Source organism: Streptomyces sp. ISL-36 (assembly GCF_018614205.1).
Taxonomy (GTDB): Bacteria; Actinomycetota; Actinomycetes; order Streptomycetales; family Streptomycetaceae; genus Streptomyces.
Genome location: NZ_JAGGOS010000109.1, coordinates 23,543 through 45,284, shown reverse-complemented (window position 1 = coordinate 45,284; position 21,742 = coordinate 23,543). Strand labels below are relative to the sequence as shown.

Annotated in this window: 20 protein-coding genes; 6 read left to right on the top strand and 14 right to left on the bottom strand. The window is 71.7% G+C overall.

The window, feature by feature from the left end:
* The 12 genes from J7E93_RS26500 to J7E93_RS26445 all read right to left on the bottom strand — a co-directional run bounded on the left by J7E93_RS26500 (position 1) and on the right by J7E93_RS26445 (position 12,535).
* On the bottom strand, positions 1-516 hold the full coding sequence (locus J7E93_RS26500) for a hypothetical protein (RefSeq protein ID WP_251067123.1): 516 nt from the start codon (positions 514-516) through the stop codon (positions 1-3).
* Positions 513-1,700, bottom strand: coding sequence for an MCE family protein (locus J7E93_RS26495; protein WP_215072468.1), 1,188 nt, complete (start codon positions 1,698-1,700; stop codon positions 513-515). Before J7E93_RS26495 ends, J7E93_RS26500 begins: the two co-directional genes overlap by 4 nt.
* Positions 1,697-3,013, bottom strand: coding sequence for an MCE family protein (locus tag J7E93_RS26490; protein ID WP_215072467.1), 1,317 nt, complete (start codon positions 3,011-3,013; stop codon positions 1,697-1,699). Before J7E93_RS26490 ends, J7E93_RS26495 begins: the two co-directional genes overlap by 4 nt.
* Positions 3,010-4,197, bottom strand: coding sequence for an MCE family protein (locus tag J7E93_RS26485; RefSeq protein WP_215072466.1), 1,188 nt, complete (start codon positions 4,195-4,197; stop codon positions 3,010-3,012). Before J7E93_RS26485 ends, J7E93_RS26490 begins: the two co-directional genes overlap by 4 nt.
* Positions 4,194-5,177: an MCE family protein gene (locus J7E93_RS26480; RefSeq protein ID WP_215072465.1), complete on the bottom strand. Its 984-nt coding sequence runs from the start codon at positions 5,175-5,177 to the stop codon at positions 4,194-4,196. The genes J7E93_RS26485 and J7E93_RS26480 overlap by 4 nt, the downstream gene beginning before the upstream one ends.
* Complete coding sequence (locus tag J7E93_RS26475) at positions 5,174-6,241, bottom strand: MCE family protein (protein WP_215072464.1); 1,068 nt, start codon at positions 6,239-6,241, stop codon at positions 5,174-5,176. The genes J7E93_RS26480 and J7E93_RS26475 overlap by 4 nt, the downstream gene beginning before the upstream one ends.
* Positions 6,238-7,491 carry an MCE family protein gene (locus J7E93_RS26470; protein WP_215072463.1) on the bottom strand — a complete coding sequence of 418 codons (1,254 nt, stop codon included), beginning with the start codon at positions 7,489-7,491 and terminating at the stop codon, positions 6,238-6,240. Before J7E93_RS26470 ends, J7E93_RS26475 begins: the two co-directional genes overlap by 4 nt.
* 6 nt (positions 7,492-7,497) lie before the next feature.
* The gene (locus J7E93_RS26465) at positions 7,498-8,316 is read right to left on the bottom strand and encodes an ABC transporter permease (protein WP_215072462.1); all 819 of its coding nucleotides are present in this window, start codon (positions 8,314-8,316) and stop codon (positions 7,498-7,500) included.
* A gap of 2 nt (positions 8,317-8,318) precedes the next feature.
* A complete protein-coding gene (locus J7E93_RS26460) occupies positions 8,319-9,089 on the bottom strand; it encodes an ABC transporter permease (protein WP_215072461.1) in 771 nt (256 codons plus the stop codon).
* The gene (locus tag J7E93_RS26455; protein WP_215072460.1) at positions 9,086-10,204 is read right to left on the bottom strand and encodes an ABC transporter ATP-binding protein; all 1,119 of its coding nucleotides are present in this window, start codon (positions 10,202-10,204) and stop codon (positions 9,086-9,088) included. The genes J7E93_RS26460 and J7E93_RS26455 overlap by 4 nt, the downstream gene beginning before the upstream one ends.
* 99 nt (positions 10,205-10,303) lie before the next feature.
* Positions 10,304-11,413, bottom strand: coding sequence for an RNA polymerase sigma factor (locus J7E93_RS26450; RefSeq protein WP_215072459.1), 1,110 nt, complete (start codon positions 11,411-11,413; stop codon positions 10,304-10,306).
* 60 nt (positions 11,414-11,473) lie between these two features.
* The gene (locus J7E93_RS26445) at positions 11,474-12,535 is read right to left on the bottom strand and encodes a lytic transglycosylase domain-containing protein (protein ID WP_251067122.1); all 1,062 of its coding nucleotides are present in this window, start codon (positions 12,533-12,535) and stop codon (positions 11,474-11,476) included.
* 332 nt (positions 12,536-12,867) lie between these two features.
* Between J7E93_RS26445 and J7E93_RS26440 the strand changes: the two genes are divergently transcribed.
* The gene (locus J7E93_RS26440) at positions 12,868-14,436 is read left to right on the top strand and encodes an NCS1 family nucleobase:cation symporter-1 (RefSeq protein ID WP_215072458.1); all 1,569 of its coding nucleotides are present in this window, start codon (positions 12,868-12,870) and stop codon (positions 14,434-14,436) included.
* On the opposite strand, the gene J7E93_RS26435 is transcribed toward J7E93_RS26440, so the two are convergent.
* Together J7E93_RS26435 and J7E93_RS26430 are read right to left on the bottom strand one after the other, a co-directional pair.
* On the bottom strand, positions 14,433-15,317 hold the full coding sequence (locus J7E93_RS26435) for a hypothetical protein (RefSeq protein ID WP_215072457.1): 885 nt from the start codon (positions 15,315-15,317) through the stop codon (positions 14,433-14,435). The two genes, J7E93_RS26440 and J7E93_RS26435, sit on opposite strands and share 4 nt — an antisense overlap.
* Before the next feature lie 198 nt (positions 15,318-15,515).
* Positions 15,516-16,571 carry a biotin/lipoate A/B protein ligase family protein gene (locus J7E93_RS26430; protein ID WP_215072456.1) on the bottom strand — a complete coding sequence of 352 codons (1,056 nt, stop codon included), beginning with the start codon at positions 16,569-16,571 and terminating at the stop codon, positions 15,516-15,518.
* A gap of 112 nt (positions 16,572-16,683) precedes the next feature.
* On the opposite strand from J7E93_RS26430, the gene J7E93_RS26425 reads away from it, so the two are divergent.
* The 5 genes from J7E93_RS26425 (at position 16,684) to J7E93_RS26405 (ending at position 21,565) form a co-directional block, all read left to right on the top strand.
* Positions 16,684-17,520, top strand: a complete 837-nt coding sequence (locus J7E93_RS26425; protein ID WP_215072455.1) for an inositol monophosphatase family protein — start codon at positions 16,684-16,686, stop codon at positions 17,518-17,520.
* 63 nt (positions 17,521-17,583) lie between these two features.
* Positions 17,584-19,005, top strand: coding sequence for an NAD(P)/FAD-dependent oxidoreductase (locus J7E93_RS26420; RefSeq protein WP_215072454.1), 1,422 nt, complete (start codon positions 17,584-17,586; stop codon positions 19,003-19,005).
* 7 nt (positions 19,006-19,012) lie between these two features.
* Entirely contained in the window at positions 19,013-19,537 is a 525-nt protein-coding gene (locus J7E93_RS26415; protein WP_215072453.1) for an O-acetyl-ADP-ribose deacetylase, read from the top strand.
* Positions 19,538-20,053: 516 nt separating this feature from the next.
* A complete protein-coding gene (locus J7E93_RS26410) occupies positions 20,054-20,737 on the top strand; it encodes a response regulator transcription factor (RefSeq protein ID WP_215072452.1) in 684 nt (227 codons plus the stop codon).
* 150 nt (positions 20,738-20,887) lie between these two features.
* Positions 20,888-21,565 (top strand): carbohydrate-binding protein, encoded by a 678-nt coding sequence (locus J7E93_RS26405; protein ID WP_374105437.1) that lies wholly within the window; start codon positions 20,888-20,890, stop codon positions 21,563-21,565.
* Positions 21,566-21,742: the final 177 nt, after the last annotated feature.

Here is a 21,742-nt window from a genome sequence, read left to right as displayed (position 1 = left end):
TCAGCCGACGAATTCGACGTTGGACGTCAGCCAGTGCCCGTCCTCCAGGACGAGGTCGAGCTGAAGGCGGTAGTTGCGGGACGTTCCCCCGGGGGCGGAGACGTTGGTGACCTTGCTGTCGGCCACCACCAGGACCCGCGCGGACCGTTCGTCGGCCCGTGCGATGCCCGCGTCCAGGACCTGCCCCTCGGAGACCGACTTGTTGTCGGCGACGATCTTCGTCAGCTCCTTGGTCTGGGCCGCGAACTGCTTCTTGAACTCCCCGGTCGCACCACGCAGGACGTTCTCGCTGTCCTGGCCGTAGTGCCGGTAGTCGAGCGAGGTGAAGTTGAGCGCCGACTGGCGGGCGGCGGCCAGGATGTCCTGGTTGCGCCGGTCCGCCTCGTGACGCTCGTACAGCCGCAGGCCCAGCCAACCCGAGGCGGCTGTCAGGACGGCGGCCAGGACGGCCAGCACCGCCACGGTCCCGCGGTGGCGCAGCAGCCGGGCCGCGTGGGTGAGGAGGACGCGGGTCATGCCATGGGTCCCACGAGCAGCCATTGCCAGGAGTCCTTTCCGAACACGGTCTGTGCTCCGCCCGTCGAGCCGATCCGGACGGACTGTCCGGGGGCGTTCTGGGCGCCCCGGACGGAGGTGGGGCCGCCACGCGGAGCCGCGCAGTGGGCGCCGGTGTCGGCCGGGCGGTCGGAGGTGTCCGCGGGGTCGCGGCGCTGGGTGCCGTACCCCTGACGGCAGGGCGGCGGGTCGTCGGCGTTGACGACCAGACCGAAGTGGGTGGTGCCGTCGCCCGGAACGACGGTGTAGCTGCCCTCGACGACCACGGGGAAGGTGACCAGTGCCTGTTCCACGCCGGGCAGCCGGGCGAGGGTGATCTGACCGCCACTGATCAGATTGCCGAGCAGCACCGGCAGGTGGGGCCGGTTGCCCTTCATCAGCGCGTCGATCTCCTGAGCCGCGGAGGTGCCGTTGCCGATCAGGGCGCGGAGGTCTCCGTCGCTCGTCTTCAACTGGGCGGTGAGCGCGGCCAGATCACGCGAGAAGGAGGTGATCGACGAGCCCTGGTCGGCCTGGGTCTTCAGGACCTTCCGGGAGTCCTCGATCAGGGCGATCGTCTCGGGGAGCGAGCCGGACGCCGACTCGACCAGGGCGTTGCCCGAGTCCACCAGCCGGGTCAGATGCGGGCCGGTGCCGGCGAAGGCCTTGCCGAGTTCGTCCACCGTGACCCGCAGGTCCCGCTTGTCCACCGAGCCGACCAGCCGGTCCAGGCTCAGGATCATCTCGGTGGCCGGTACCGGCACACGCGTGTTCCGGCGGGGGATGGTGCTGCCGTCCCGCAGCCGCGGGCCGCCCACCGAGCGCGGCTGCAGATCCACGTACTGCTCGCCGACGGCCGAGCGGTTCGCCACCACGGCCAGGGTGTCGGCGGGGATCGTCGGGGAGTCCTCCAGGAACAGCGCAACGGACACACCTCCGGAATCGGTCAGTCGCAGATCGCCCACGCGGCCCACGGGCACCCCGCGGTAGGTGACCTCGGCGCCCTCGTAGATGCCGCCGGAGTCGGCGAACTCGGCCCGGACGGCGTAGCCGCGGTCCAGGAGCCGGTCGACCAGGCCGGTGTACTGGGCGCCGACGTAGGACACGCCGACGGCCGTGACGAGCGCGAACGCGAGCAGCTGGGCCCGGACCGTACGGGTGATCACGGCACCAGTCCCTTCATCAGCAGCTCGGCGAGCGCGAGGTCGATACCCGGCGGCGGCCCGGAACGGTGGCCCTCGCTCCCGTAGAAGACGGGGTCGGCCGAGGTGCAGAGCGGCAGACACTCCAGGTCGGTGCCGCCGCCGGGCGCGGTCGGGGCCGGGGCCGGGGCTCCGGGGGTCGCCGATGGCAGCGGGGCGCCGGGGAGCGTCGGGGCGGGCACGCCGGGGAGCCCGGGGGTGGGGAGGCCAGGCAGCGAGGGCTGCGTGGGCTGCCCGGGCTTTCCGGGCGTCGACGGCGATTTCGGCGGCGCGGGCTCGTCGGCCAGGTTCCCGTAGAGGCTGCGCAGGTCGAGATCGGCGGTGACCTCGAGATTGACGTAGTCGCCCTTGACCGCGTCGACCACATTGCGAGGGAACGGATAGGTCGTCAGGAGCTCCAAGGCATTGGGCAGGTCCGCGCCCGCCTTGTTCAACTGGCGCAGGATCGGCTGGAGTGCGCGCAGGTTGGCGATCACGTCGGCGCGCGAGGCGTTGATCACCTTCGTGCCGGTCGCGCCCAGTGCCGACAGCGAGGTGAGCATGGCGGTCAGCTTGGTCCGCTGGTCGGCAAGGATCTTCAAGGCGGGCGGCACGGTGGTGAGGGCCTGGTCGATCGTCTTCTTCTCCTTGGCGAGGGTCGCGGACAGCTTGTCGATGCCCTCCAGCGCGCGGACGATCTCCTTCTTCTGGGCGTCGAGGCCGCCGACGAAGGTGTTCAACTCGGTGAGCAGGGACTTGACCCGGTCCTCGCGGCCGTCCAGGGCCTTGTTCAGCTCCGTGGTGATGGTCTTGAGCTGTGCGACACCACCGCCGTTGAGCAGGGCGGACAGGGCCGACAGGACCTCCTCGATCTCCGGGTTGCGGCCGGAGCGCGACAGCGGGATCCGCGCGCCGTCGGTGAGCCTGCCCATCGGCGCCGTGTCCGTGGGCGCCGACAGCGACACGTACTTCTCGCCGAGCATGCTGGTCTGCCGCAGCTCGGCGATCGCGTTGCCGGGCAGCCGGACCGAGTCGGCGACGCGCAGCCGTACCCGGGCGTGCCAGCCGACCAGTTCGACCTTCTCGACGGCGCCGACGGTGACGTTGTTCACCTTCACCGTGGACTGCGGTACGAGGTCGAGGACGTCCCGGAACTCGACGGTGACCTGGTAGCTGTGGCCGTCCGCCGCCGCACCGCCGGGCAGCGGAACGTCGTAGAGACCGTTGAACTCGCAGCCGGTGGCCAGCAGGAGTGAACCGGCGGCCGTCCACAGCGCTGCGTTTCGGGGAGTGCTCATGTACGGGCCTCCAGGATTCCGCCGAGCGTCTTGTCGATCGGGCCCGTCCCCGCCACGGGGAGCGCCGCTCCGGTGAGCGGATCGGCCTCGGGCAGCTCGGGCAGCGAGTCGAACAGCTTCTTCAGGTTCCGGCAGTCGGCGTCCCCGGCGTTCTCGCCGGTCGTCTTCAGCAGGGAGCACAGCAGGGCGGCCGGGTCCTGGAGCTGCTCGGGGTTGCCGCGGGTGTCGAGCGTGCCGGCCGCCGGGTTGTAGGCGTTCTGCAGATTGGAGAGTCCGGCGGGGACGACGTCGAGCAGCTCCTCCAGCGCCGCGCGCTGAGTGACCAGCACTTTGGTCACCTTGGAGAGGCCCTTCACATCGGCGGTCAGCGCCTTCTTGTTCTTCTTCACGAAGTCGGACACGTCGGCGAGGGCCGCCGCCAGGTGGGTGATCGCCGCGGCGAGGTCCTTGCGCTCTCCGGCCAGCTGCTCGGCGACCTGGGCCAGGCTGGTGTTGAACGACCGGACGGAGGCGTCGTCGGCGGCCAGCGCGGCGGTGAACACCTGGAGGTTCCGCACGGTTGCGAACAGGTCCTGCCGGCCGTCGGACAGGGTGGTGACGGCCTGCGAGAGGTCCTCGACGGTCTGGTGCAGCTGTCCGCCCTGCCCCTGGAGGTTCTCCGCGCTGACGGCGAGCAGCCGAGACAGCGATCCGTCCTTGTTGGCGCCCCGGGGGCCGAGCGCGTCCGACGTCGTACGGAGACTGTCGAAGACCCGGTCCAGCTCCACCGGCACGGCCGTGCGATCCAGTGGGATGACGGCGCCGCTCTTCAGGGCCGGTCCACCGCGGTGGACGGGGAGCAGCTGGAGGTAACGGTCGCTGACCACGGACGAGTTGATGATCGCGGCCCTGGCGTCCGGCGGGACCTTGTACTCGGCCGCGTACTCCAGCTCGACGCGCACCCGGTCGCCCTCCGGCGTGATGGTCTTGACCTCGCCGATCCGCACGCCGAGGACGCGCACGTCGGAGCCGGGGTAGATGCCGACCGTCCGGGGGAAGTACGCGGTCACGCGGACCGTGGGCTCCGAAGGCAGATGGACGACGGCCACGGCCGCGGCCACCACGAGGACGGTGGCGAGCGCGAGACGGCGAACGACCCGCTTGTTCAGCTTAATCGGCCTGTTCAGCTTGGTCTGCCTGTTCATCGTGTCCCTCCGGTCCGTGGGACCACCGGCGTGGGGGCGACCAGGTTCTGGATGTAGCTGTCGAACCAGCGGCCGTTGCCCAGGGTGTTGGTGAAGACCCGGGCGAAGGGAGCCAGGAGCTGGACGCTGCGGTCGAGGCTCGCCTGGTTGCGTTCCAGCATCTTCACCACGGTGTTCAGGCGGGTGAGCGCCGGTCCGATCGCCGCGCGGTTGTCCCTCACCAGGCCGGAGAGCTGGATGCCGAGGGCGACGGAGCTCGTCAGCAGGGAGTGGATGACCTGGCGACGGGCGTGGATCTCCTGGAACAGCTTGTCGCCGTCCTTGACCAGCTTGCCGAACTCGCCCTTGCGGTCGGCCAGTACACCGGTGACGCCGTCGGCGTGGTCGAGGAGTTCGCTCAGCGCCTGGTCGCGGGAGGCCACGGTCCGGGAGATCTTCGAGAGGCCCTGGAGGGAGGCTTTGACCTCGGCGGGGGAGTCCTCGAAGGTGGTGGAGAGGGTGTCCAGGGCGGAGGCCAGCCGCTGCTTGTCGATCTGTTCGGTGGTCGTGGTGAGGTCGCTGAAGGCCTCCACCACGTCGTACGCCGGGACCGTGCGGCTCAGCGGGATCTCGCTGCCCGGCTTCAGCCGGCCGGAGCCCTTCGGCTCCAGGGCGAGGTACTTCGCGCCCAGGATCGTCTTGATGCGGATGGACGCGCCGGTCCTGGCCCCGAGTTCAGGGTCTCCCTCGACCCGGAAGGTCACCTTGACGTGGTCGCCGGCCAGCTCGACGTCGTCGACCTTGCCGGACTTGACGCCGGCGATCCGTACCTCGTCGCCGGGCCGCAGCCCGCCGGCCTCGGAGAAGGCCGCGCTGTACGTGTCGCCGCCGCCGATCAGCGGAAGGCTCTCGACGTTGAACGCGGCGGCGATCAGCAGCGCGATCGTGGTGAGACCGGCGGCGCCGATCACCACGGGATTGCGTTCACGGAAGGGGATCAACGACCGCACCTCGCCCGGGCGACATGGAGTTCGGGGGTGATGACCTCGTCGGTCTTCGGCAGCACGATCCGGCCGTCGAAGTCACAGAGGTAGAAGTTGAACCAGGAGCCGTACGACGCGGTGCCGGTCAGCTTGTTCAACTTGTTCGGCAGCCGTTGCAGGACGCCCTCCACGGTCTTCTCGTGGTCGTTCAGTGTTCCGGTGAGCTCGGCCAGCTCGGCGATGTCGGTCTTCAGGGGCGGGCGGGCGTCCTTGAGGAGGCCCGCGGTGGCCTGCGTGAGGCCGTTGATGCCGGCCAGGGAATCGCCGATCGGCTTGCGGTCCGCCGACAGGCCGGAGATCAGCCGTTGCAGCTGCGTGATCAGGTCGGAGAAGCGGGTGCTGCGCCGGTCGACCGTGGTCAGGACGGTGTTGAGGTTGGTGATCACCGACCCGATGAGCTGGTCGCGTTCGGCGAGCGTGGTGGTGAGCGAGGCGGTGTGCGCCAGCAGACTGCGGACCGTACCGCCCTCCCCCTGGAGGGTCTTGACGATCTCGGTGGCGAGCTGGTTGACGTCCTCGGGGCTCAGCGCGGCGAACAGCGGCTTGAACCCGCCCAGCAGGGCGTTGAGATCGAGCGCCGGTTCGGTGCGGGAGAGCGGGATCCGGCCGCCGGGAGCGAGCCGCTGCCCGTTCCCCACGCCCTCCGTCAGCGCGATGTACCGCTGTCCCACCAGGCTCCGGTAGCGGATGACGGCGCGGGTGCTGGTGAGCAGCGGCCGGTCGCGGGAGACGCTGAAGGTGACCTCGGCCAGGGTCCGGTCCTTGATCCGGATCTCCTCCACCTCGCCGACCCGCACCCCCGCGACCCGGATGTCGTCGCCCTCCTCCAGGCTGGTGACGTCGCTGAACACGGCGCTGTAGCTCTCCTGCGGGGTGAAGGAGAGGTTGACGATGGTGGCGGCGAGCACGGCGGTCGCCGCCATCGTCACCACGGCGAAGATGCCGAGCTTGATGAGCTGGGGGGCGGTGGAGCGGGCGCTGGTACGGCGGGAGCCGGTACGACGGGCGCTGGTCGAACTCATGCGACGCTCACCGCCGTTCCCCGTGCCAGCGGTCCGAACAGCAGGGTCGCGACGGCCGGGACCTCGTCGGCGGGCACGCCCATGACCGGGGCCATGAGCGAGGCGATCGCATGCTGTTCGGCCGGTGTGCCGGACACGGCACCGGGACCGGGATCGCTCGACGCGTGACGCGACGTACCGTCGTCGAGCTTTCTCGGCGGGGCCGGGACCTGGGGGTGGGGCAGACCTCTGCAGTGGGGCCCAGAGCGGTCGGCATAGCGCGGTTCCTCGCCGGGTCGATAGGGGGGACGGGAGCGGACGAACTCCAGGGTGATGTGCATCTTCCCGCCCTTGAACGCCTCTTCGGAGGCCGCCTCCTGGCGCACGAGACCGGCGAGCAGGCATGGGTACTCGGGCGAGTAGCGGGCGAACAGGGCCAGCGTCGGGCGGGAGACGCGGCCCAGGGTGATGAGCCGCGCGGCGTTCTCGTCGAGCACGCCCTCCGTGGTGTTCGCGGCCGTGGCGGTCCAGGTGAGGAACGAGGAGAGCTGCTGCCGCTTCTCGACGATGGTCCGGCTGGTGGTGACGGTGTTGTCCAGGACCCGCAGCAGGTCGGGGGCGGCCTCGCCGTACACCTCGGCCACGTCGGCGAACCGCGAGATGTCCTCCTTGAGGGACGGCATGTGCGGATTGAGCCGGCGCAGGTAGGCGTCGAGGCGGATGAGGTTGTCACCGATGTCGTCGCCGCGCCCTTCGAGCGCCATGGCGAACGCCGACAGGGTGGCGTTCAGCTTGGCGGGCTGGACGGTGCGCAGCAGCGGCAGCAGGTCGTTCATCAGCCGCTGGAGCTCGATGCCGACCGTCGTGCGGTCCTGGGTGATGACGTCACCGGCGCGGATGGGCCGCGCCGAGGACTTCCCGGGGGCGGCCGGGTCGACGAGGTCGACGTACTTCTCGCCGAACAGGGTCTTCGGCAGCAGCCGGGCGTGCACGTCGGCCGGGATGAGGGAGACGTGTTCCGGCTTGAGCGCGATGCCGAGCGTGGCCTTCTCGCCGTCGGCCCGTACCTCGCGCACCTCACCGACGAGCAGGCCGCGCAGTTTGACGTCGGCCCGCGGCTCCAGCTGGTTGCCGAGGGTGTCGGCCTCCAAGGTGATCCGGACGACGGAGGTGAACGCCTGCTGGTAGACGGCGACGGAGAGCGAGAGCAGCAGGGCGATGACGGCGAGGAAGACGATGCCGTACAGCCTCAGTCTGATGATGCGACGCACCGGCCCCTACCCCGCTATCCGTACGGTCGTGTTGGCGCCCCAGATCGCGAGGCTGAGGAAGAAGTCGAGGACGTTGATCGCCACGATGGAGGTCCGCACACCGCGGCCGACCGCGACACCGACCCCGGCCGGGCCGCCGCTCGCGTAGTAGCCGTAGTAGCAGTGCACCAGGATGATCACGAGGGCGAAGACGATCACCTTGCCGAAGGACCACAGCACGTCGACCGGCGGCAGGTACTGCTGGAAGTAGTGGTCGTACGTGCCGGTGGACTGGCCGTAGTAGCCGGTGGTGATGGTCCGGGCGGCGAAGTAGGAGGAGAGCAGCCCGATCACGTACAGCGGAATCACCGCCACGAAGCCGGCGATCATCCGGGTGGTGACCAGGAACGGCAGCGAGGGGACGCCCATCACCTCCAGCGCGTCGGTCTCCTCGCTGATCCGCATCGCGCCGAGCTGGGCGGTGAAGCCCGCGCCGACCGTCGCCGACAGCGCGAGCCCGGCGACGAGCGGGGCGATCTCGCGGGTGTTGAAGTACGCGGAGAGGAACGCCACGAAGTTGGAGGTGCCGAGCTGGTTGAGGGCGGCGTAGCCCTGGAGGCCGACCTCGGTGCCGGTGAAGAAGGAGAGGAAGGCGATGACGCCCACCGTGCCGCCGACGACGGCCAGGGCTCCGCGGCCGAAGCTCACCTCGGCCAGCAGGCGCAGGACCTCCTTCTTGTAGCGGCGCAGGGTGCGGCCGGTCCAGGCGAGGGAGCGGCCGTAGAAGACCAGCTGGGTGCCCAGTTCCTCGAGGGAGTGGAGCGGGCGGTCGAGAAGTCGTCGCACAACTAACCTCTCTGCGGGACGATTTGGAAGTACACCGCGGTCAGGACGAAGTTGGTCACGAAGAGCAACATGAAGGTGATGACCACGGACTGGTTCACGGCGTCACCGACGCCCTTGGGGCCGCCCTTGGCGGTCAGCCCCTTGTACGAGGCGACGATCGCGGCGATGGCGCCGAAGACCAGCGCCTTCAGCTCGGCCGCCCACAGGTCGGACAGCTGGGCGAGGGTGGTGAAGGAGGCCAGGTAGGCGCCGGGGGTGCCGTTCTGCAGGACGACGTTGAAGAAGTAGCCGCCGGCCACGCCGACGACCGAGACCAGGCCGTTGAGCAGCACCGCCACGAGCATCGTGGCGAGCACCCGCGGGACGACGAGGCGGTGGATCGGATCGATGCCGAGCACCTGCATGGCGTCGATCTCCTCCCGGATCTTGCGCGCCCCGAGGTCGGCGCAGATCGCGGTGCCGCCGGCTCCGGCGATGAGGAGCGCCGTGACGATGGGGGACGCCTCGCGGAGTACGGCGAGCACGGAGGCGGCGCCGGAGAAGGACTGGGCGCCGAGCTGCCGGGTCAGGCTGCCGATCTGGAGCGCGATGACGGCGCCGAAGGGGATGGAGACGAGGGCGGTGGGCAGGATGGTGACGCTCGCGATGAACCAGGACTGCTGGATGAACTCGCGTAGCTGGAAGGGCCGCCGGGGGAGTGTCCTGAGGACGTCGAGGGCCATCGCGAAGAGGCTCCCGGAGTGCCGGAGCGCGCCGGTCGGGGAGAGGCTCATGCGTCCGCCGCCTCGCTCGTGCGGCCCGGCTCGTCCTTGCGGCCCGGCTCGGCCCTGCGGCCCGGCTCGGCCCTGCGGCCCGGCTCGGCCCTGCGGCCCGGCTCTGCCTCGCGGTCCGGCTCGTCCTCGCGGTGCGGACCGGATTCGCGGTGCGGCTGCGCCTTGCCGTGCCGACCGGTCGTCCTGCCGCGGGGCTCGGTCCTGCGGTGGAGCTCCGCCTCGCGGTCGGCGATCGCCTGCCAGCGGGGCGGCCGGGTGACGCCGGGGCTGGGCAGCAGGCGCGGGGTCATCGCCGGAAGCGCGTCGTCCTCGCCGTCGAGGCCGGCGAGCTCCTGCTCGACCTGGGCGGCGTCCTTCTCCTCCGCCATGCCGATCGGCCCCTGCATCCGGCCGTTGAGGAACTGCCGTACGACGGGCTCGTCGCTGGTGAGCAGCTGCTCCCGAGGGCCGAACATCACCAGTTCGCGGCGGAAGAGCAGACCGATGTTGTCGGGGACCTGGCGGGCCGAGGCGATGTCGTGGGTGACGATCAGGAACGTCGCGTCGATCTGCGCGTTCAGGTCCACGATCAGCTGGTTCAGATAGGCCACCCGCACCGGGTCGAGCCCCGAGTCCGGCTCGTCGAACAGGATGATCTCCGGGTCGAGCACCAGCGCCCGTGCCAGGCCCGCCCGTTTGCGCATGCCGCCGGAGATCTCGCCCGGCAGCTTCTCCTCGGCACCGATCAGACCGACCATGTCCATTTTCTCCAGGACGATCCGTCTGACCTCGCTCTCCGGCTTGCGGGTGTGCTCGCGCAGCGGAAAGGCGATGTTGTCGTAGAGATTCATCGACCCGAACAGGGCGCCGTCCTGGAACAGCACGCCGAAGAGCTTGCGCACCTCGTACAGGTCGTGCTCGCGGAGCCGGGTGATGTCCTCACCGGCGATCCGGATCGATCCCCGCTCCGGCTTGAGCAGGCCCACGAGCGTCTTCAGGAACACCGACTTTCCCGTGCCCGAGGGGCCGAGCATGACGGACACCTCGCCGGCGGGCAGCGTCAGCGACACGTCCTGCCAGATGACCTGCCGGCCGAAGGACTTCGTCAGTCCTTCCACGCAGATCTCGACACCCATGGTGTTCACCCTTCAGCGGGGAGCAGCTCGTACATCTGCTCTACGGGGAAGGGCGCCCGGTCCGTCGCGGAGAAGCGAAGATTTTTTACGCGGCGGACATCAGGGCCGCACGGAGGTGTGCGGGAGCTCGTCCGGCACGTCGCTCGAAGGGCGCGGAATGCCCGAAACCTCCGGAAGGGCCGGGGCATCCGGGACGGCGGCGTCCGGGATCGGGAGCGGTGGCACCGATACGGCGGGGGTGGCTGGCAGGGGCGGCAGCGAGGGCGCCGGCGGCGCGGGCACCGCCGGCAGGTCCGCCGTCGGCAGCGCCACGTCCTGCAGGGTCACCTTCTGCAACGCCGCCTCCGGCAGGGTCACCGCGGGCACCGGCACCGTCACCGGCGACGACTCCCCAGGGAGGGCGCCGGGCGACGGTGACGCCGTTCCCGCCGGGTTCGCCGGGCGTACGGAGGGGGCGGCGGCCGGCACCGTGTAACCGGCGTTCTCCTCCGTGACGTCGACCCCCTCCGACGTCGCGGGCGGCGCGGGCCGTGCCGGAGCCGACTCGTACGCGAAGGGAATGATCAGACCCACCACCGCCAGCGTCGCCGCCGCCGACGTCGCGGCCAGGGCATGGGCGGGCACGCCCGCCTGACCCGCCTGGTCACGGCCCCGCCCGATCAGCCACAGGCCGAGCGCAAGCGTGCCGGCCAGCGAATTGCGCAGCGTACGGCGGGCCCTGGCCAGCAGGGACTCGACCGCCCGGCAGCTCAGGCCCATCTCCCGGGCGATCTCCTCGACGTCCCGGTCCTCCGACTTCAGCCGGAGCGCCTGCGCCTGGCGGGCGGGCAGCTCCCTGCTGCGGTACGCCACCCACCTGGCCTCCGCCCGGTCGCACACCGCCTCCTCGACGGGGACCGGGCCGGGAACGGTGAGCTTGGGAGCACTGCCGACCTCGGCCTCGCGGTGGACCTGCCGGTACCGGTCGACGCACAGGCGCATGGTCACCGTCGTCAGCCACGCGCCGAGCCGAGCCTCGTCCAGGTGGGTGTTCTGCGCCCCGCGCAGCATCGCCTCCTGGACGGCGTCCTCGGCGTCCTCCGCGCTCATGGACCTACGGCGCGCCACCTTGAGCAGCTGCTCGCGATGGCTCCACATGCGCTGCCACCGCAGGTGGGCCGCGCGGTCCCCCGATCCGGTCGGGTGGGCAGGGTGCATGTCCGTCGTCATGACCGGGGAGGTTACCGCCGGGTATCGGGTGTTGTGGAGGGGGAGGCCCGGGAGTGAGTCCTAACCGTTGCCGGGGAGCGCCCCCGCGTCCGGAAGAACACCGCCGGCCGGCGGCTCGATGCCCGTGCCGGGGCCGGTGACCAGGGAGGGTACGGGCTTCGGCGCGGTCGTCGGCACCGGGGCCGGCACCGAAGTCGGCGAGGGCCCGGTGGTCGGCTCCGGCTCCGGCTTCGGTGCCGGCTTCGGCGTGGGCTTCGGTGCGGCCGAGGGCGCCGGCGCCGGCTCGGAGGGCGACGCACCGGCACCGCCCGGCCCCTGGCCGCCCGGCCCGGTCCGCGCGGTGTCCGGCGCCGAACCGAAGGGCGTACCCGTACCGACGCCCGTGCCGCTCAGGTCCGGTACCACCCGGTGGCCGTTCCGGAAGTAGCCGTACCAGGACAGGACGACACTCAGGTACGCCTGGGACCGGTTGTAGGAGAGGATCGCGCGGTCGAGGTCCTGCGGCCGGGAGAGGTCGCGGCCGCCCGCGCACAGGTAGCGCCCCGCGGCGAGCGCCGCGTCGTGGACGTTGTGGGGGTCCGCCCTGCCGTCGCCGTTGCCGTCGGAGCCCCACCTGGCCCAGGTGGACGGGATGAACTGCATGGGACCGACGGCGTGGTCGAAGGACGGGTCGCCGTCGTACGCGCCCCCGTCGCTGTCCCCGATCAGGGCGAAGCCCCGGCCGTTCAGCTGCGGGCCGACGATGGGCGCGAGGGTCGTCCCGTTCGCGTCCACCCTCCCGCCGCGCGCCTGACCGGACTCCACCTGCCCGATCGCGGCGAGCAGCTCCCAGCGCAGGGCGCAGCCCGGGGCGCTCGTCGCGAGCGCCGTCTCCGCCCGCCGGTACGCGGCGAAGACCGTGGCGGGAAGGGCCCCACGGTCGGTCACGAACACGGAGCGGGCCGCGGAGGGAGCCGGGTTCTGCACCGGGAGCGGGGGCAGTTCGGTCAGGTAGTAGGTGTCGCCCGAAGTCTCCGAGTCCGGCTCCGTGCCGGTCTGCGCGCCGGCGGCCCGCGCCGAGAGCCCCGGCGCCTGCGAGCCGGTCAGCGTCGCCATGACCGCCGCCGTCACCACCGTAGCCATCACACCTCGACGCATGTGCCGTTGTGAAAACCGCCCCACCATCCGTCATCCCCTCCCGATCGCCCCGTTTCCGTCACCTGCTCTACGGGGAGAGGGGACGGGTCCGTCGCATCGGTCCGCGGATTTCTCCGCCGCCGTACGCGCGCCCGGCCTCGCCCTCACCGGGATCCCGCCCTCGGCCCTGTCGCGCCACCCTTCCGGAAGCCCCCGTGTCCTGCCACGATGGTGAGGCGACGTCGGAGGGCCCCCGCTCCACCTGCCAGTACCTGAACGGAACCGAACCACGAGAGTTCGACGTGGAGTTCGGTCCCCCGAAGAAGGGGCACGCCGCCATGACCGCAACCCTCCCCCCGGAAAGACCGGAAAGACCGGAAAGACCGGAAAGAGCGGGAAGTCCGCGAACCGGCCTGCCCGAGGACCGTGTCGAGCTGCCGCCCGGCACGGTCCCGGCCGATCCCCGGTTGGTCAACGACGACCTGCTGCCCGTCCCCGTCGAACGCCGCCGCTGGACGACGTACAACTTCGCCGCCCTCTGGGTCGGCATGGCCCACAACATCCCCTCCTGGCTGCTCGCCTCCGGTCTCGTCGCGCTCGGCATGGACTGGAAGCAGGCGGTGCTCACCATCGCGCTGGCCAACGTGATCGTGCTCCTGCCGATGCTGCTGACCGGGCACGCGGGCCCCAAGTACGGCATCCCCTTCCCCGTCCTCGCGCGCGCCTCCTTCGGGCTGCGCGGCGCCAATCTGCCCGCCCTGATCCGCGCCGGGGTGGCGTGCGCCTGGTTCGGCATCCAGACCTGGATCGGCGGCCAGGGCATCTTCGTCCTGCTCGACAAGGTCTTCGGCGGCTGGGCCGAGGCCTCCGTCGTCGGCGGCCAGCCGTGGACGCTCTGGCTCTGCTTCGTCCTCTTCTGGATCCTCGAACTCGCCATCATCTACCGGGGGATGGAGGCGCTGCGCCGCTTCGAGAACTGGGCCGCGCCCTTCGTCATCATCGGCGCGCTCGTGCTGCTGAGCTGGATCGCGGTGAAGGCGGGCGGATTCGGACCCCTGCTCGACCAGCCCTCGAAGCTGGGCTGGGGAGCGGAGTTCTGGCCGGTCTTCTTCCCGTCGTTGATGGGAATGATCGCCTTCTGGTCGACCCTGAGCCTCAACATCCCCGACTTCACCCGCTTCGGGGCCGGTCAGCGGGCGCAGGTCCGCGGACAGACGCTGGGCCTGCCGACCACGATGACGCTGTTCGCGCTGCTCTCCGTCCTCGTCACCTCCGGTTCGCAGGCGGTGTACGGAGCGCCCGTCTGGGACCCGGTCGCGCTCGCCGCGAAGACCGACAACGTCTTCGGACTGCTCTTCGCCCTGGTCACCGTGCTCGTCGCCACCCTCTCGGTCAACATCGCTGCGAACGTGGTCTCCCCGGCGTACGACCTCGCCAACCTCGCACCGAAACTCGTCAACTTCCGTAGGGGCGCGCTGATCACGGGGGTCGTGGGCGTCCTGATCATGCCGTGGAAGCTGACCGAGACCCCCGAGCTGTACATCTTCACCTGGCTAGGCCTCGTCGGCGGACTCCTCGGTACGGTGGCGGGCATCCTCATCGCCGACTACTGGATCGTCCGCCGGACCGTCCTCGACCTGGCCGGCCTCTACCGGCCCGGCGGCCCCTACTGGTACCGGGGCGGCTGGAACCCGGCCGCGGTGCTCGCCTTCGCGGTCGGCGGGGTCCTGGCGGTCGGCGGCTCCCATTCGGCGCCCGGCAAGGGCCCCTTCCCCGAGGACGGCCTCATCCCCTTCCTCGAACCGCTCGCCGACTACGGCTGGGCCGTCGGTCTGGCCGCCTCCCTCGTCCTCTACACCGCCCTGATGGCGCGCAGGCCTGACAGGCGGTTCCAGGAGACTCCCTAGCGGTCGGCGTCCGGGGACCAGCCCGGAACATGCTCCGCCACCGCCGCCTCCCACGCGGCCGCGCCCCCGGGGAGCGGCCAGGCCCGGGTGAGTTCGGGGGAGTCGGCGAGCTGCCGCAGGGCATCGGCGAGGCGGCGCCCCGCTTCGGCGATGTGGACCGGCGCGAGCGGTCCTTCGGCGGAGGCGACCGTCTTCTCGTACTGTTCCACAGGCAGCGCGGCACACCGGGCCACCCAGTCCTCGTCGACCTTCCGCGACAGGATCAGGAGCCGCGGTCGGCCGCCCTCGGCCAGCGCCGCGGTCAGCCGGTCGTGACCGTCGAGCACCACGGGGGAGTGGAGGCCGCTGACCCACCACGTGAGAACCGGCGGCAGCACCCCTTCACGGTACTGGCGGCGGTACGCCTTCACCCGGGGCGCCTCCGGGTGCGACAGGGCCCGCAGCGGCAGCAGGTCGCGGGCGTCCTCGTCCGGGTCGCCGTAGCCGAACCAGGTCAGATGGCCCCGGTCGGGGTCGTGGGCGAGGAGCTTGGGCCAGTTGACGTCCATGAACCAGCGGTGGAGCGCCCCGGGGAGGTTCCATTCACCTTCGTGCAGCGGGCCGTTGGGGGAGTTCCGCAAGGCGTCCTCGGCGTGGGCGGCCCAGCGAGCCGTCCACGCCTCGGAGCCGGGCACCGCGAACTCGGCGACGCTGCGAGCCTCTTGGGCCCGCAGCGGAGGGAGCGGGGAGACGTACCGGCCGGTGCGGGCGTAATGCAAGCCGCGATGGGTCGCGCGCTGCCGCGCGAAGAGGACGGGTGTGTCGCTCTGGACCAGCACCAGCCGTCGCCCGTCGGCGCTCTCCATCCGCAGCGCCGGCCTCACCGGCTGTTCGACACGCATACGACGATCGTACGAAGCCCCCCGGGTCGACCCGGCCCCGGTGCCGCCACGGCACCCGGCCCGCTTCCCCGCCGGCCTCGCTCCGGCCGCCCTCGGCCCTGGCCTGGCTCGGGCTCCCCGCCGCCCTCGGCCCTGGCCTTGCCCGGCCCCCCGGCCCTGGCCTCGCCCCGGCCCCCGCCGCCCTCGGCCGCGGTGTCGCTACGGGACCCGGGCCGTCCACTCCCGCGTGGCGAACTTGGACGCCGCGAGATCCTCGGCCGCGGCCATCTCCTCCTCCGTGACCCGGCCCACGCTCAGGCCGTACCGGCCGCGGAAGGAGCCGATCATCCGCTCCATCACCGCCTCGCGCGGCAGACCCGTCTGGCGGCGGAGCGGGTCCACCCGCTTCTTCGCGCTCCGGGTGCCCTTGTCGGAGAGCTTCTCGCGGCCGATCCGCAGCACCTCGGTCATCTTGTCGGCGTCGATGTCGTACGCCATCGTCACGTGGTGCAGGACCGCGCCCTCGCCCGCCACCATCCGCTTCTGCGCCGCGCCCGCGATCTTGCCGGCCTCCGTGGCGATGTCGTTGAGCGGCTGGTACCAGGCCTTGACCCCCATGTCGCCGAGCGCGCCCAGCACCCAGTCGTCGAGATAGGCGTAGCTGTCGGCGAAGGAGAGCCCCTGGACCAGGGCGTCGGGGACGGAGAGCGAGTACGTGATGGTGTTGCCGGGCTCGATGAACATGGCGCCGCCGCCGCTGATCCGACGGACGACCTCGATGCCGTGCCGCTCGGCCGCCTCCGGGTCCACCTCGTTGCGCAGGGACTGGAAACTGCCGATGACCACGGCCGGAGCGCCCCACTCCCAGACCCGCAGGGTCGGCGGCCGCCGGCCGGCCGCCACCTCGGCCGTCAGGACCTCGTCCAGCGCCATGTGGAGGGCGGGCGGCCGGGCCGGCTCGTGGATCAGCTGCCAGTCGTAGTCCGTCCAGTCCGTGGCGTGGGCGAGCGCCCGGCGGACGGCGACCCCGATGCCCTCCGTGGTCAGCCCGAACATCTCCGTGCCCGGCGGCAGCGCCGCGTCGATCCGGGCCGCGAGACCCGAGGCGTCCGTGTCCACCGGGGCGCCCTCCAGGGCGCGGTCGATGGCGAGGATCGCCTCGTCCGGTTCCAGGAAGAAGTCGCCCGCGACCCGGACGTTCCGCAGGACGCCGCCCTCCGTGTCGAGATCGACGACCACCAGCTTGCCGCCGGGGACCTTGTACTCGCCGTGCACGGAATCTCCCTTCCCCGTAAGGGGTGAACTGGGCCGAAGCGTACTCCGCGGGGAAACGGAGAGTGACAAGTGCGGTACTCCGTTTGTCAGTCCACCGTGCTTAGCTGGACGCATGATCGAAGACTTCCTTGCCCATGTCCTCGCCGGTGGTACGACCGAGGTGGAGGAGGCGGTCCGCAAGGCTGCCGCCGCCGAGATCATGCCGAGGTACCGGCAGCTCGCCGCGCACGAGATCGTCGAGAAGAACGGGCCGCACGACCTGGTCACGATCGCCGACCGCGCCGCCGAGGCCCATCTGACGGTGTCCCTCACGGCCCTGCTGCCCGGCTCCGTCGTCGTCGGCGAGGAGGCCGTGCACGCCGACCCCGCCGTCTACGAAGCGCTCCAGGGCGACGCGCCGGTCTGGATCGTGGACCCGGTCGACGGCACCCGCCAGTTCGTGCGCGGAGAGCCCGGCTTCTGCACCCTCGTCGCGCTCGCCCGGCGCGGCGAGCTGCTGGCCTCCTGGACGTACGCGCCGGCCCTCGACGAGATGGCCGTGGCGGTGCGCGGACGCGGCGCGACGCTCAACGGGCGGCCGATACGGTCGGGTTCACCGGCGCCGGGAGCCGTCCTGGAGGTCGCCGCCTCGCACCCCGACTACACCACCCCCGAGCAGAAGCGCGCCCTGCTCGGCCTCGACACCGACGGCGTCCACGCACGCCCCTGCGGCTCGGCCGGCCTGGAGTACCTGGACGTGGCCCGCGGTCTCCTCGACGCCATCGCCTTCTCCTGGGAGTACGCCTGGGACCACGCGGCCGGCCTGCTCCTGGTGACCGAGGCGGGCGGCGCCCACACGACGGTCGCCGGCGAGCCGTTCCGTATCACCGGAGGCAACGCACTGCCGTTCACCGCGGCACGGGACCGGGCCACCGCCGACCGGATCAGGACAGTGCTGAGGGGGCGGTGAGCCCCGGCGCGGGGCAGGAATATCCTGGGCCCCCTGGCCATCGGCTGACGAAGGAGTCCGAAGGTGCCGTCGATGCTCGATGCCGTCGTCGTGGGAGCGGGACCCAACGGACTGACCGCCGCGGTGGAGCTCGCCCGACGAGGCTTCTCCGTCGCCGTGTTCGAGGCCAGGTCGACCGTCGGGGGCGGCGCCAGGACCGAGGAGCTCACCCTTCCCGGCTTCCACCACGACCCCTGTTCCGCCGTGCACCCGCTCGGCATCGGCTCGCCCGCCTTCAAGGCGATGCCGCTGGAGCGGTACGGCCTGGAGTGGCTGCACCCCCGGCTGCCCATGGCCCACCCCTTCGACGACGGCACCGCCGCCGTGCTCTCCCGCTCCGTCGCCGAGACCGCCGCCTCCTTGGGGCCGCGTGACGCCGGCACGTACCGCCGACTCGTCACGCCCTTCCTCGGCCGATGGGACACGTTGGTACGGGACTTCATGTCGCTGCCGCTCACCGCGCTGCCCCGGGACCCGGTCACCCTCGCCCGCTTCGGCCTCAGCGGCCTGCCGCCGTCGGCCTGGCTGATGCGCCGCTTCCGCGACGAGCAGGCGCGTGCCCTGTTCGCCGGGCTCGTCGGCCATGTGATCGCCCCGCTCGGCGGGTTCGCCACCACGGCGGTCGGTCTCGTCTTCGCGCTGGCCGCGCACGAGGCCGGCTGGCCGCTGCCCCGCGGCGGCTCCCAGTCGATCTCGGACGCCCTCACCGCGTACCTGAAGGACCTCGGCGGCGCGGTCCACACCGACTACGAGGTCAAGCGGCTCGACGACCTGCCGCCCGCCCGCGCGTACGTCTTCGACACCTCGCCCACCGCGCTCGCCCGCATCGCGGGCTTCGGCGGCTACTACGACCACTTCCGGTACGGAGCCGCCGCCTTCAAGATCGACTACGCGCTCGACGGCCCCGTGCCGTGGACGGCCGAGGCCCCGCGCCACGCCGGTACCGTCCAGGTCGGGCCGACCAGCGGCGAGATCGGCGCCGCCCTGCGCCAGGCCTCCTCCGGGACGGCCCCCCGGACGCCGTTCCTCATCACCGCCCAGCCCAGCCTGGTCGACCCCGGCCGCGCCCCCGAGGGCAAACACGTCTTCTGGGCCTACGGCCACGTCCCCAACGGCTGGGAAGGCGACCTCACCGACGCGATCGAGCGCCAGATCGAGCGCTTCGCCCCCGGCTTCCGCGACCGCGTCCTGGCCCGCGCCACCGCCGGGCCACCGGAGCTCGCCGCCCGCAACGCCAACTACGTGGGCGGCGACATCGCCTGCGGTGCGGCCCGCGGGCTGCAGCTGCTCCTGCGGCCCCGGCTCTCCCTGTTCCCCTACAACACCCCGCACCCCGCCGTCTTCCTCTGCTCCTCCGCGACCCCGCCGGGCCCGGGCGTGCACGGCATGTCCGGGCACAACGCGGCCAAGGCGGTGTGGCGGCGCCTGCGCGTGGCGGCGCGATGATGGACCCATGAGCGAAGCACCGGCCCTCGTCCTCGTCCGCGGTGACATCACCGAGCAGCACGTCGACGCCATCGTCAACGCCGCGAACTCCTCCCTGCTGGGCGGCGGCGGCGTCGACGGAGCCATCCACCGCCGCGGCGGCCCCGCCATCCTGGAGGAGTGCCGCAGGCTGCGCGCGGGCCACTACGGCCGGGGCCTGCCCACAGGGCGAGCCGTCGCCACGACGGCGGGCCGACTCGACGCCCGGTGGGTGATCCACACCGTCGGCCCGGTCCATCAGGGTTCCGGCAGCGATCCCTCGCTGCTGGCCTCCTGCTACCGCGAGTCACTGAGGGTCGCCGACGAGCTGGGGGCACGGACGGTCGCCTTCCCGGCCATCTCGACCGGGGTGTACAGGTGGCCGATGGCGGACGCTGCCCGCATCGCTGTAGAGGCGGTGCGGGAGGCGGAGACCGACGTCGAAGAGATCAGGTTCGTCCTGTTCGACGAGGCGGCATACCAGGCGTTCGCCGAGCAGGTCCGCTCCACGTAGTGCGGTGCACAGGTGATCACGACCGTCCGGGCGTGGGTCTGACGACCCCCCGACCGCTCGGCCGCCCGGCGCCCCGTCGTCCACGCCGACCTGTGGCCTGGTTCTGGTCCCGTGCCGAGTCGCGGGACGGTGCTCGCGGGCGGCTCGCGGGCGGCTCGCCTGGGCGGGATCGACATTCGGTCGACCCTGGGAGCGCTCTCAGGAAGGGGGTCGTCGCGCACGGTGTCGCCACGGCTTTCCCGAGCCGCTGCGGATGGGGCGCGCCAAGGCGTCTGACCAGTGGGAACAGCCGCTGGACGGACCTCCTGTGCGACCTCGGCGGCCCCCCGTGCCGGGCCCCGGACGCCCAACAGTCGCTCCGTTTCGGCCACCCCCGCGCCGCCCCGTCGTGGACGCGGCGTGTTCGACCCCGTGCGGCGCTCGGCGCGACCATACGATGGGGAGAACCATGGCACATACATCCGATTCGGTGCCTGTGTGTCGCAGCCTCGCCACGGCGGCCGGCGGCGCTCTGACATGGGGGGAAATCACGTGCGTACTTCCTTACTGACTACGGCGGTCGGCGGCGCGGACTCGAGCCGGCGCATCCCGGTCGTCGTCCACACGGCGGATCCCATATCCCGGGCGGGCGCCGTCAGCCAGCTGCGCCAGCACCCGGTGGTCGAACTCCGCGAAGAGGCGGAGACCCGACCCGGCACCGTGGCGGTACTGATCGGCGAGACACCGGACGAGCCCATGCTCGCCCAGCTGCGCAGGCTGGTCCGCAGCGAAGGCGCCCGCGCCGTCCTTGTCGTGAGCGCGGTCCGCGAGGCCGAGCTCCTCGACGTCATCGAGTGCGGCGTCGGCGCCGTCGTCTGGCGCCACGAAGCGACCGCGCACCGACTCCTGCAGGCCGTGGTCGCCGCCTCCCGCGGCGACGGCGACCTCCCGGCCGACCTGCTGGGCCGCCTCATGAGCCAGGTCGGCACGCTCCAGCGCTCCGCGGCGGGCCACCCCGGTACCCCCACCGCGGGCCTGGTGGCACGCGAGGTCGACGTCCTGCGACTGGTCGCCGAAGGGCTGGACACCGGCGAGATCGCCGGCAAGCTCTCCTACTCCGAACGCACGGTCAAGAACGTCATGCACGGGCTGACCACCCGACTCCATCTGCGCAACCGCGCCCACGCCGTCGCCTACGCCCTGCGGGAGGGCTACATCTGACCGCAAGGGCAGACCCAGGGGCAGCCGCCGAGGTCCCCGCGGCCCACCGGTCCGCCCCTTCACCTTCCCCGCAGCGCCTGCGGCAGCGGGTACTGGTGCGCCACTCCCAACCGGCCCGACCGGCACTTCTGCGGCCGCTGCGCCATGCCGATGTCCCAGGCCCCCGAGTCTCCGGGCCGCCCCCAACGGCCCTGGTGGCGGCGGCTGTTCGGCCCCGGCACCGGAGAGACGCCGTGGGCGGGCGACCGGCCGCGGCTGCGGCGCGGCTTCGGGCGGATCATGAACGTGGTGGTCGGCGTCGTGGTCCTTGCCCTGCTGATCACCGCGGGCCTGAACACGGAGAGGGCCGTGAACGCGGTCCGGGACCACTTCGCCAAGCGGGCCCCGGTCGGACCGGACAGCTACAAGGCCTCGCGGTCCTTCCCCGGCCACACGCCGCAACTCGTCTTCGACAAGCTGAACAACACCTGGTGGGGCCCGGGAGTGACCCAGTCCGGCGACGGCGAATGGGTCGAAGCCCGCTTCGACCGGCCCACCCGGCTCCTGGACCTGGTGATCACCCCGGGCGTCTCCACCCGCCCCGACCAGCTCTCACGCTCGGCCCTGCCCCACCGCGTCGAGGCCGTGGTCACGACCGCCGACGGCAGGACGTTCACGCAGGTCCTCACCCTCGACCAGGGAGCAGGCGGCCAGCGCCGGCCGTTCCGGGTCGGCGACGTCACCGCCGTCCGGTTCGTCCTGCGCTCGGCGTACGGAGCGGCCGCGGACAAGCAGGTCGCCATCGCCGAGATCGAGTTCTTCGGCCCGTCGAACAGCGGCCGCTCTTAGAACTCCTCCCGAAAACAAGAGACCTGAAAAACAGGTTGAGCCGCCCGACTATGCCTCCTAGTGTGTTACTCACGCTTTGAAAGGAGGTGATCCGGAAGTGTTTTCTGACCGGACCAGCGAGGTGACTGCGGGCTAAGGCCTGCCGTCGCACTCTTGTGCACCTCGGCAGGCCAACTG

Excerpts from the sequence above, each read along its gene's own strand:
- J7E93_RS26410 (WP_215072452.1), top strand. The coding sequence starts at position 20,054 with ATGGGGGGAAATCACGTGCGTACTTCCTTACTGACTACGGCGGTCGGC.
- J7E93_RS26460 (WP_215072461.1), bottom strand. The coding sequence starts at position 9,089 with ATGAGCCTCTCCCCGACCGGCGCGCTCCGGCACTCCGGGAGCCTCTTC.
- J7E93_RS26415 (WP_215072453.1), top strand. The coding sequence starts at position 19,013 with ATGAGCGAAGCACCGGCCCTCGTCCTCGTCCGCGGTGACATCACCGAG.
- J7E93_RS26500 (WP_251067123.1), bottom strand. The coding sequence starts at position 516 with ATGACCCGCGTCCTCCTCACCCACGCGGCCCGGCTGCTGCGCCACCGC.
- J7E93_RS26450 (WP_215072459.1), bottom strand. The coding sequence starts at position 11,413 with ATGACGACGGACATGCACCCTGCCCACCCGACCGGATCGGGGGACCGC.
- J7E93_RS26405 (WP_374105437.1), top strand. The coding sequence starts at position 20,888 with ATGTCCCAGGCCCCCGAGTCTCCGGGCCGCCCCCAACGGCCCTGGTGG.
- J7E93_RS26475 (WP_215072464.1), bottom strand. The coding sequence starts at position 6,241 with ATGAGTTCGACCAGCGCCCGTCGTACCGGCTCCCGCCGTACCAGCGCC.
- J7E93_RS26485 (WP_215072466.1), bottom strand. The coding sequence starts at position 4,197 with ATGAACAGGCAGACCAAGCTGAACAGGCCGATTAAGCTGAACAAGCGG.
- J7E93_RS26455 (WP_215072460.1), bottom strand. The coding sequence starts at position 10,204 with ATGGGTGTCGAGATCTGCGTGGAAGGACTGACGAAGTCCTTCGGCCGG.
- J7E93_RS26425 (WP_215072455.1), top strand. The coding sequence starts at position 16,684 with ATGATCGAAGACTTCCTTGCCCATGTCCTCGCCGGTGGTACGACCGAG.
- J7E93_RS26440 (WP_215072458.1), top strand. The coding sequence starts at position 12,868 with ATGACCGCAACCCTCCCCCCGGAAAGACCGGAAAGACCGGAAAGACCG.
- J7E93_RS26435 (WP_215072457.1), bottom strand. The coding sequence starts at position 15,317 with ATGCGTGTCGAACAGCCGGTGAGGCCGGCGCTGCGGATGGAGAGCGCC.
- J7E93_RS26445 (WP_251067122.1), bottom strand. The coding sequence starts at position 12,535 with ATGGCTACGGTGGTGACGGCGGCGGTCATGGCGACGCTGACCGGCTCG.
- J7E93_RS26490 (WP_215072467.1), bottom strand. The coding sequence starts at position 3,013 with ATGAGCACTCCCCGAAACGCAGCGCTGTGGACGGCCGCCGGTTCACTC.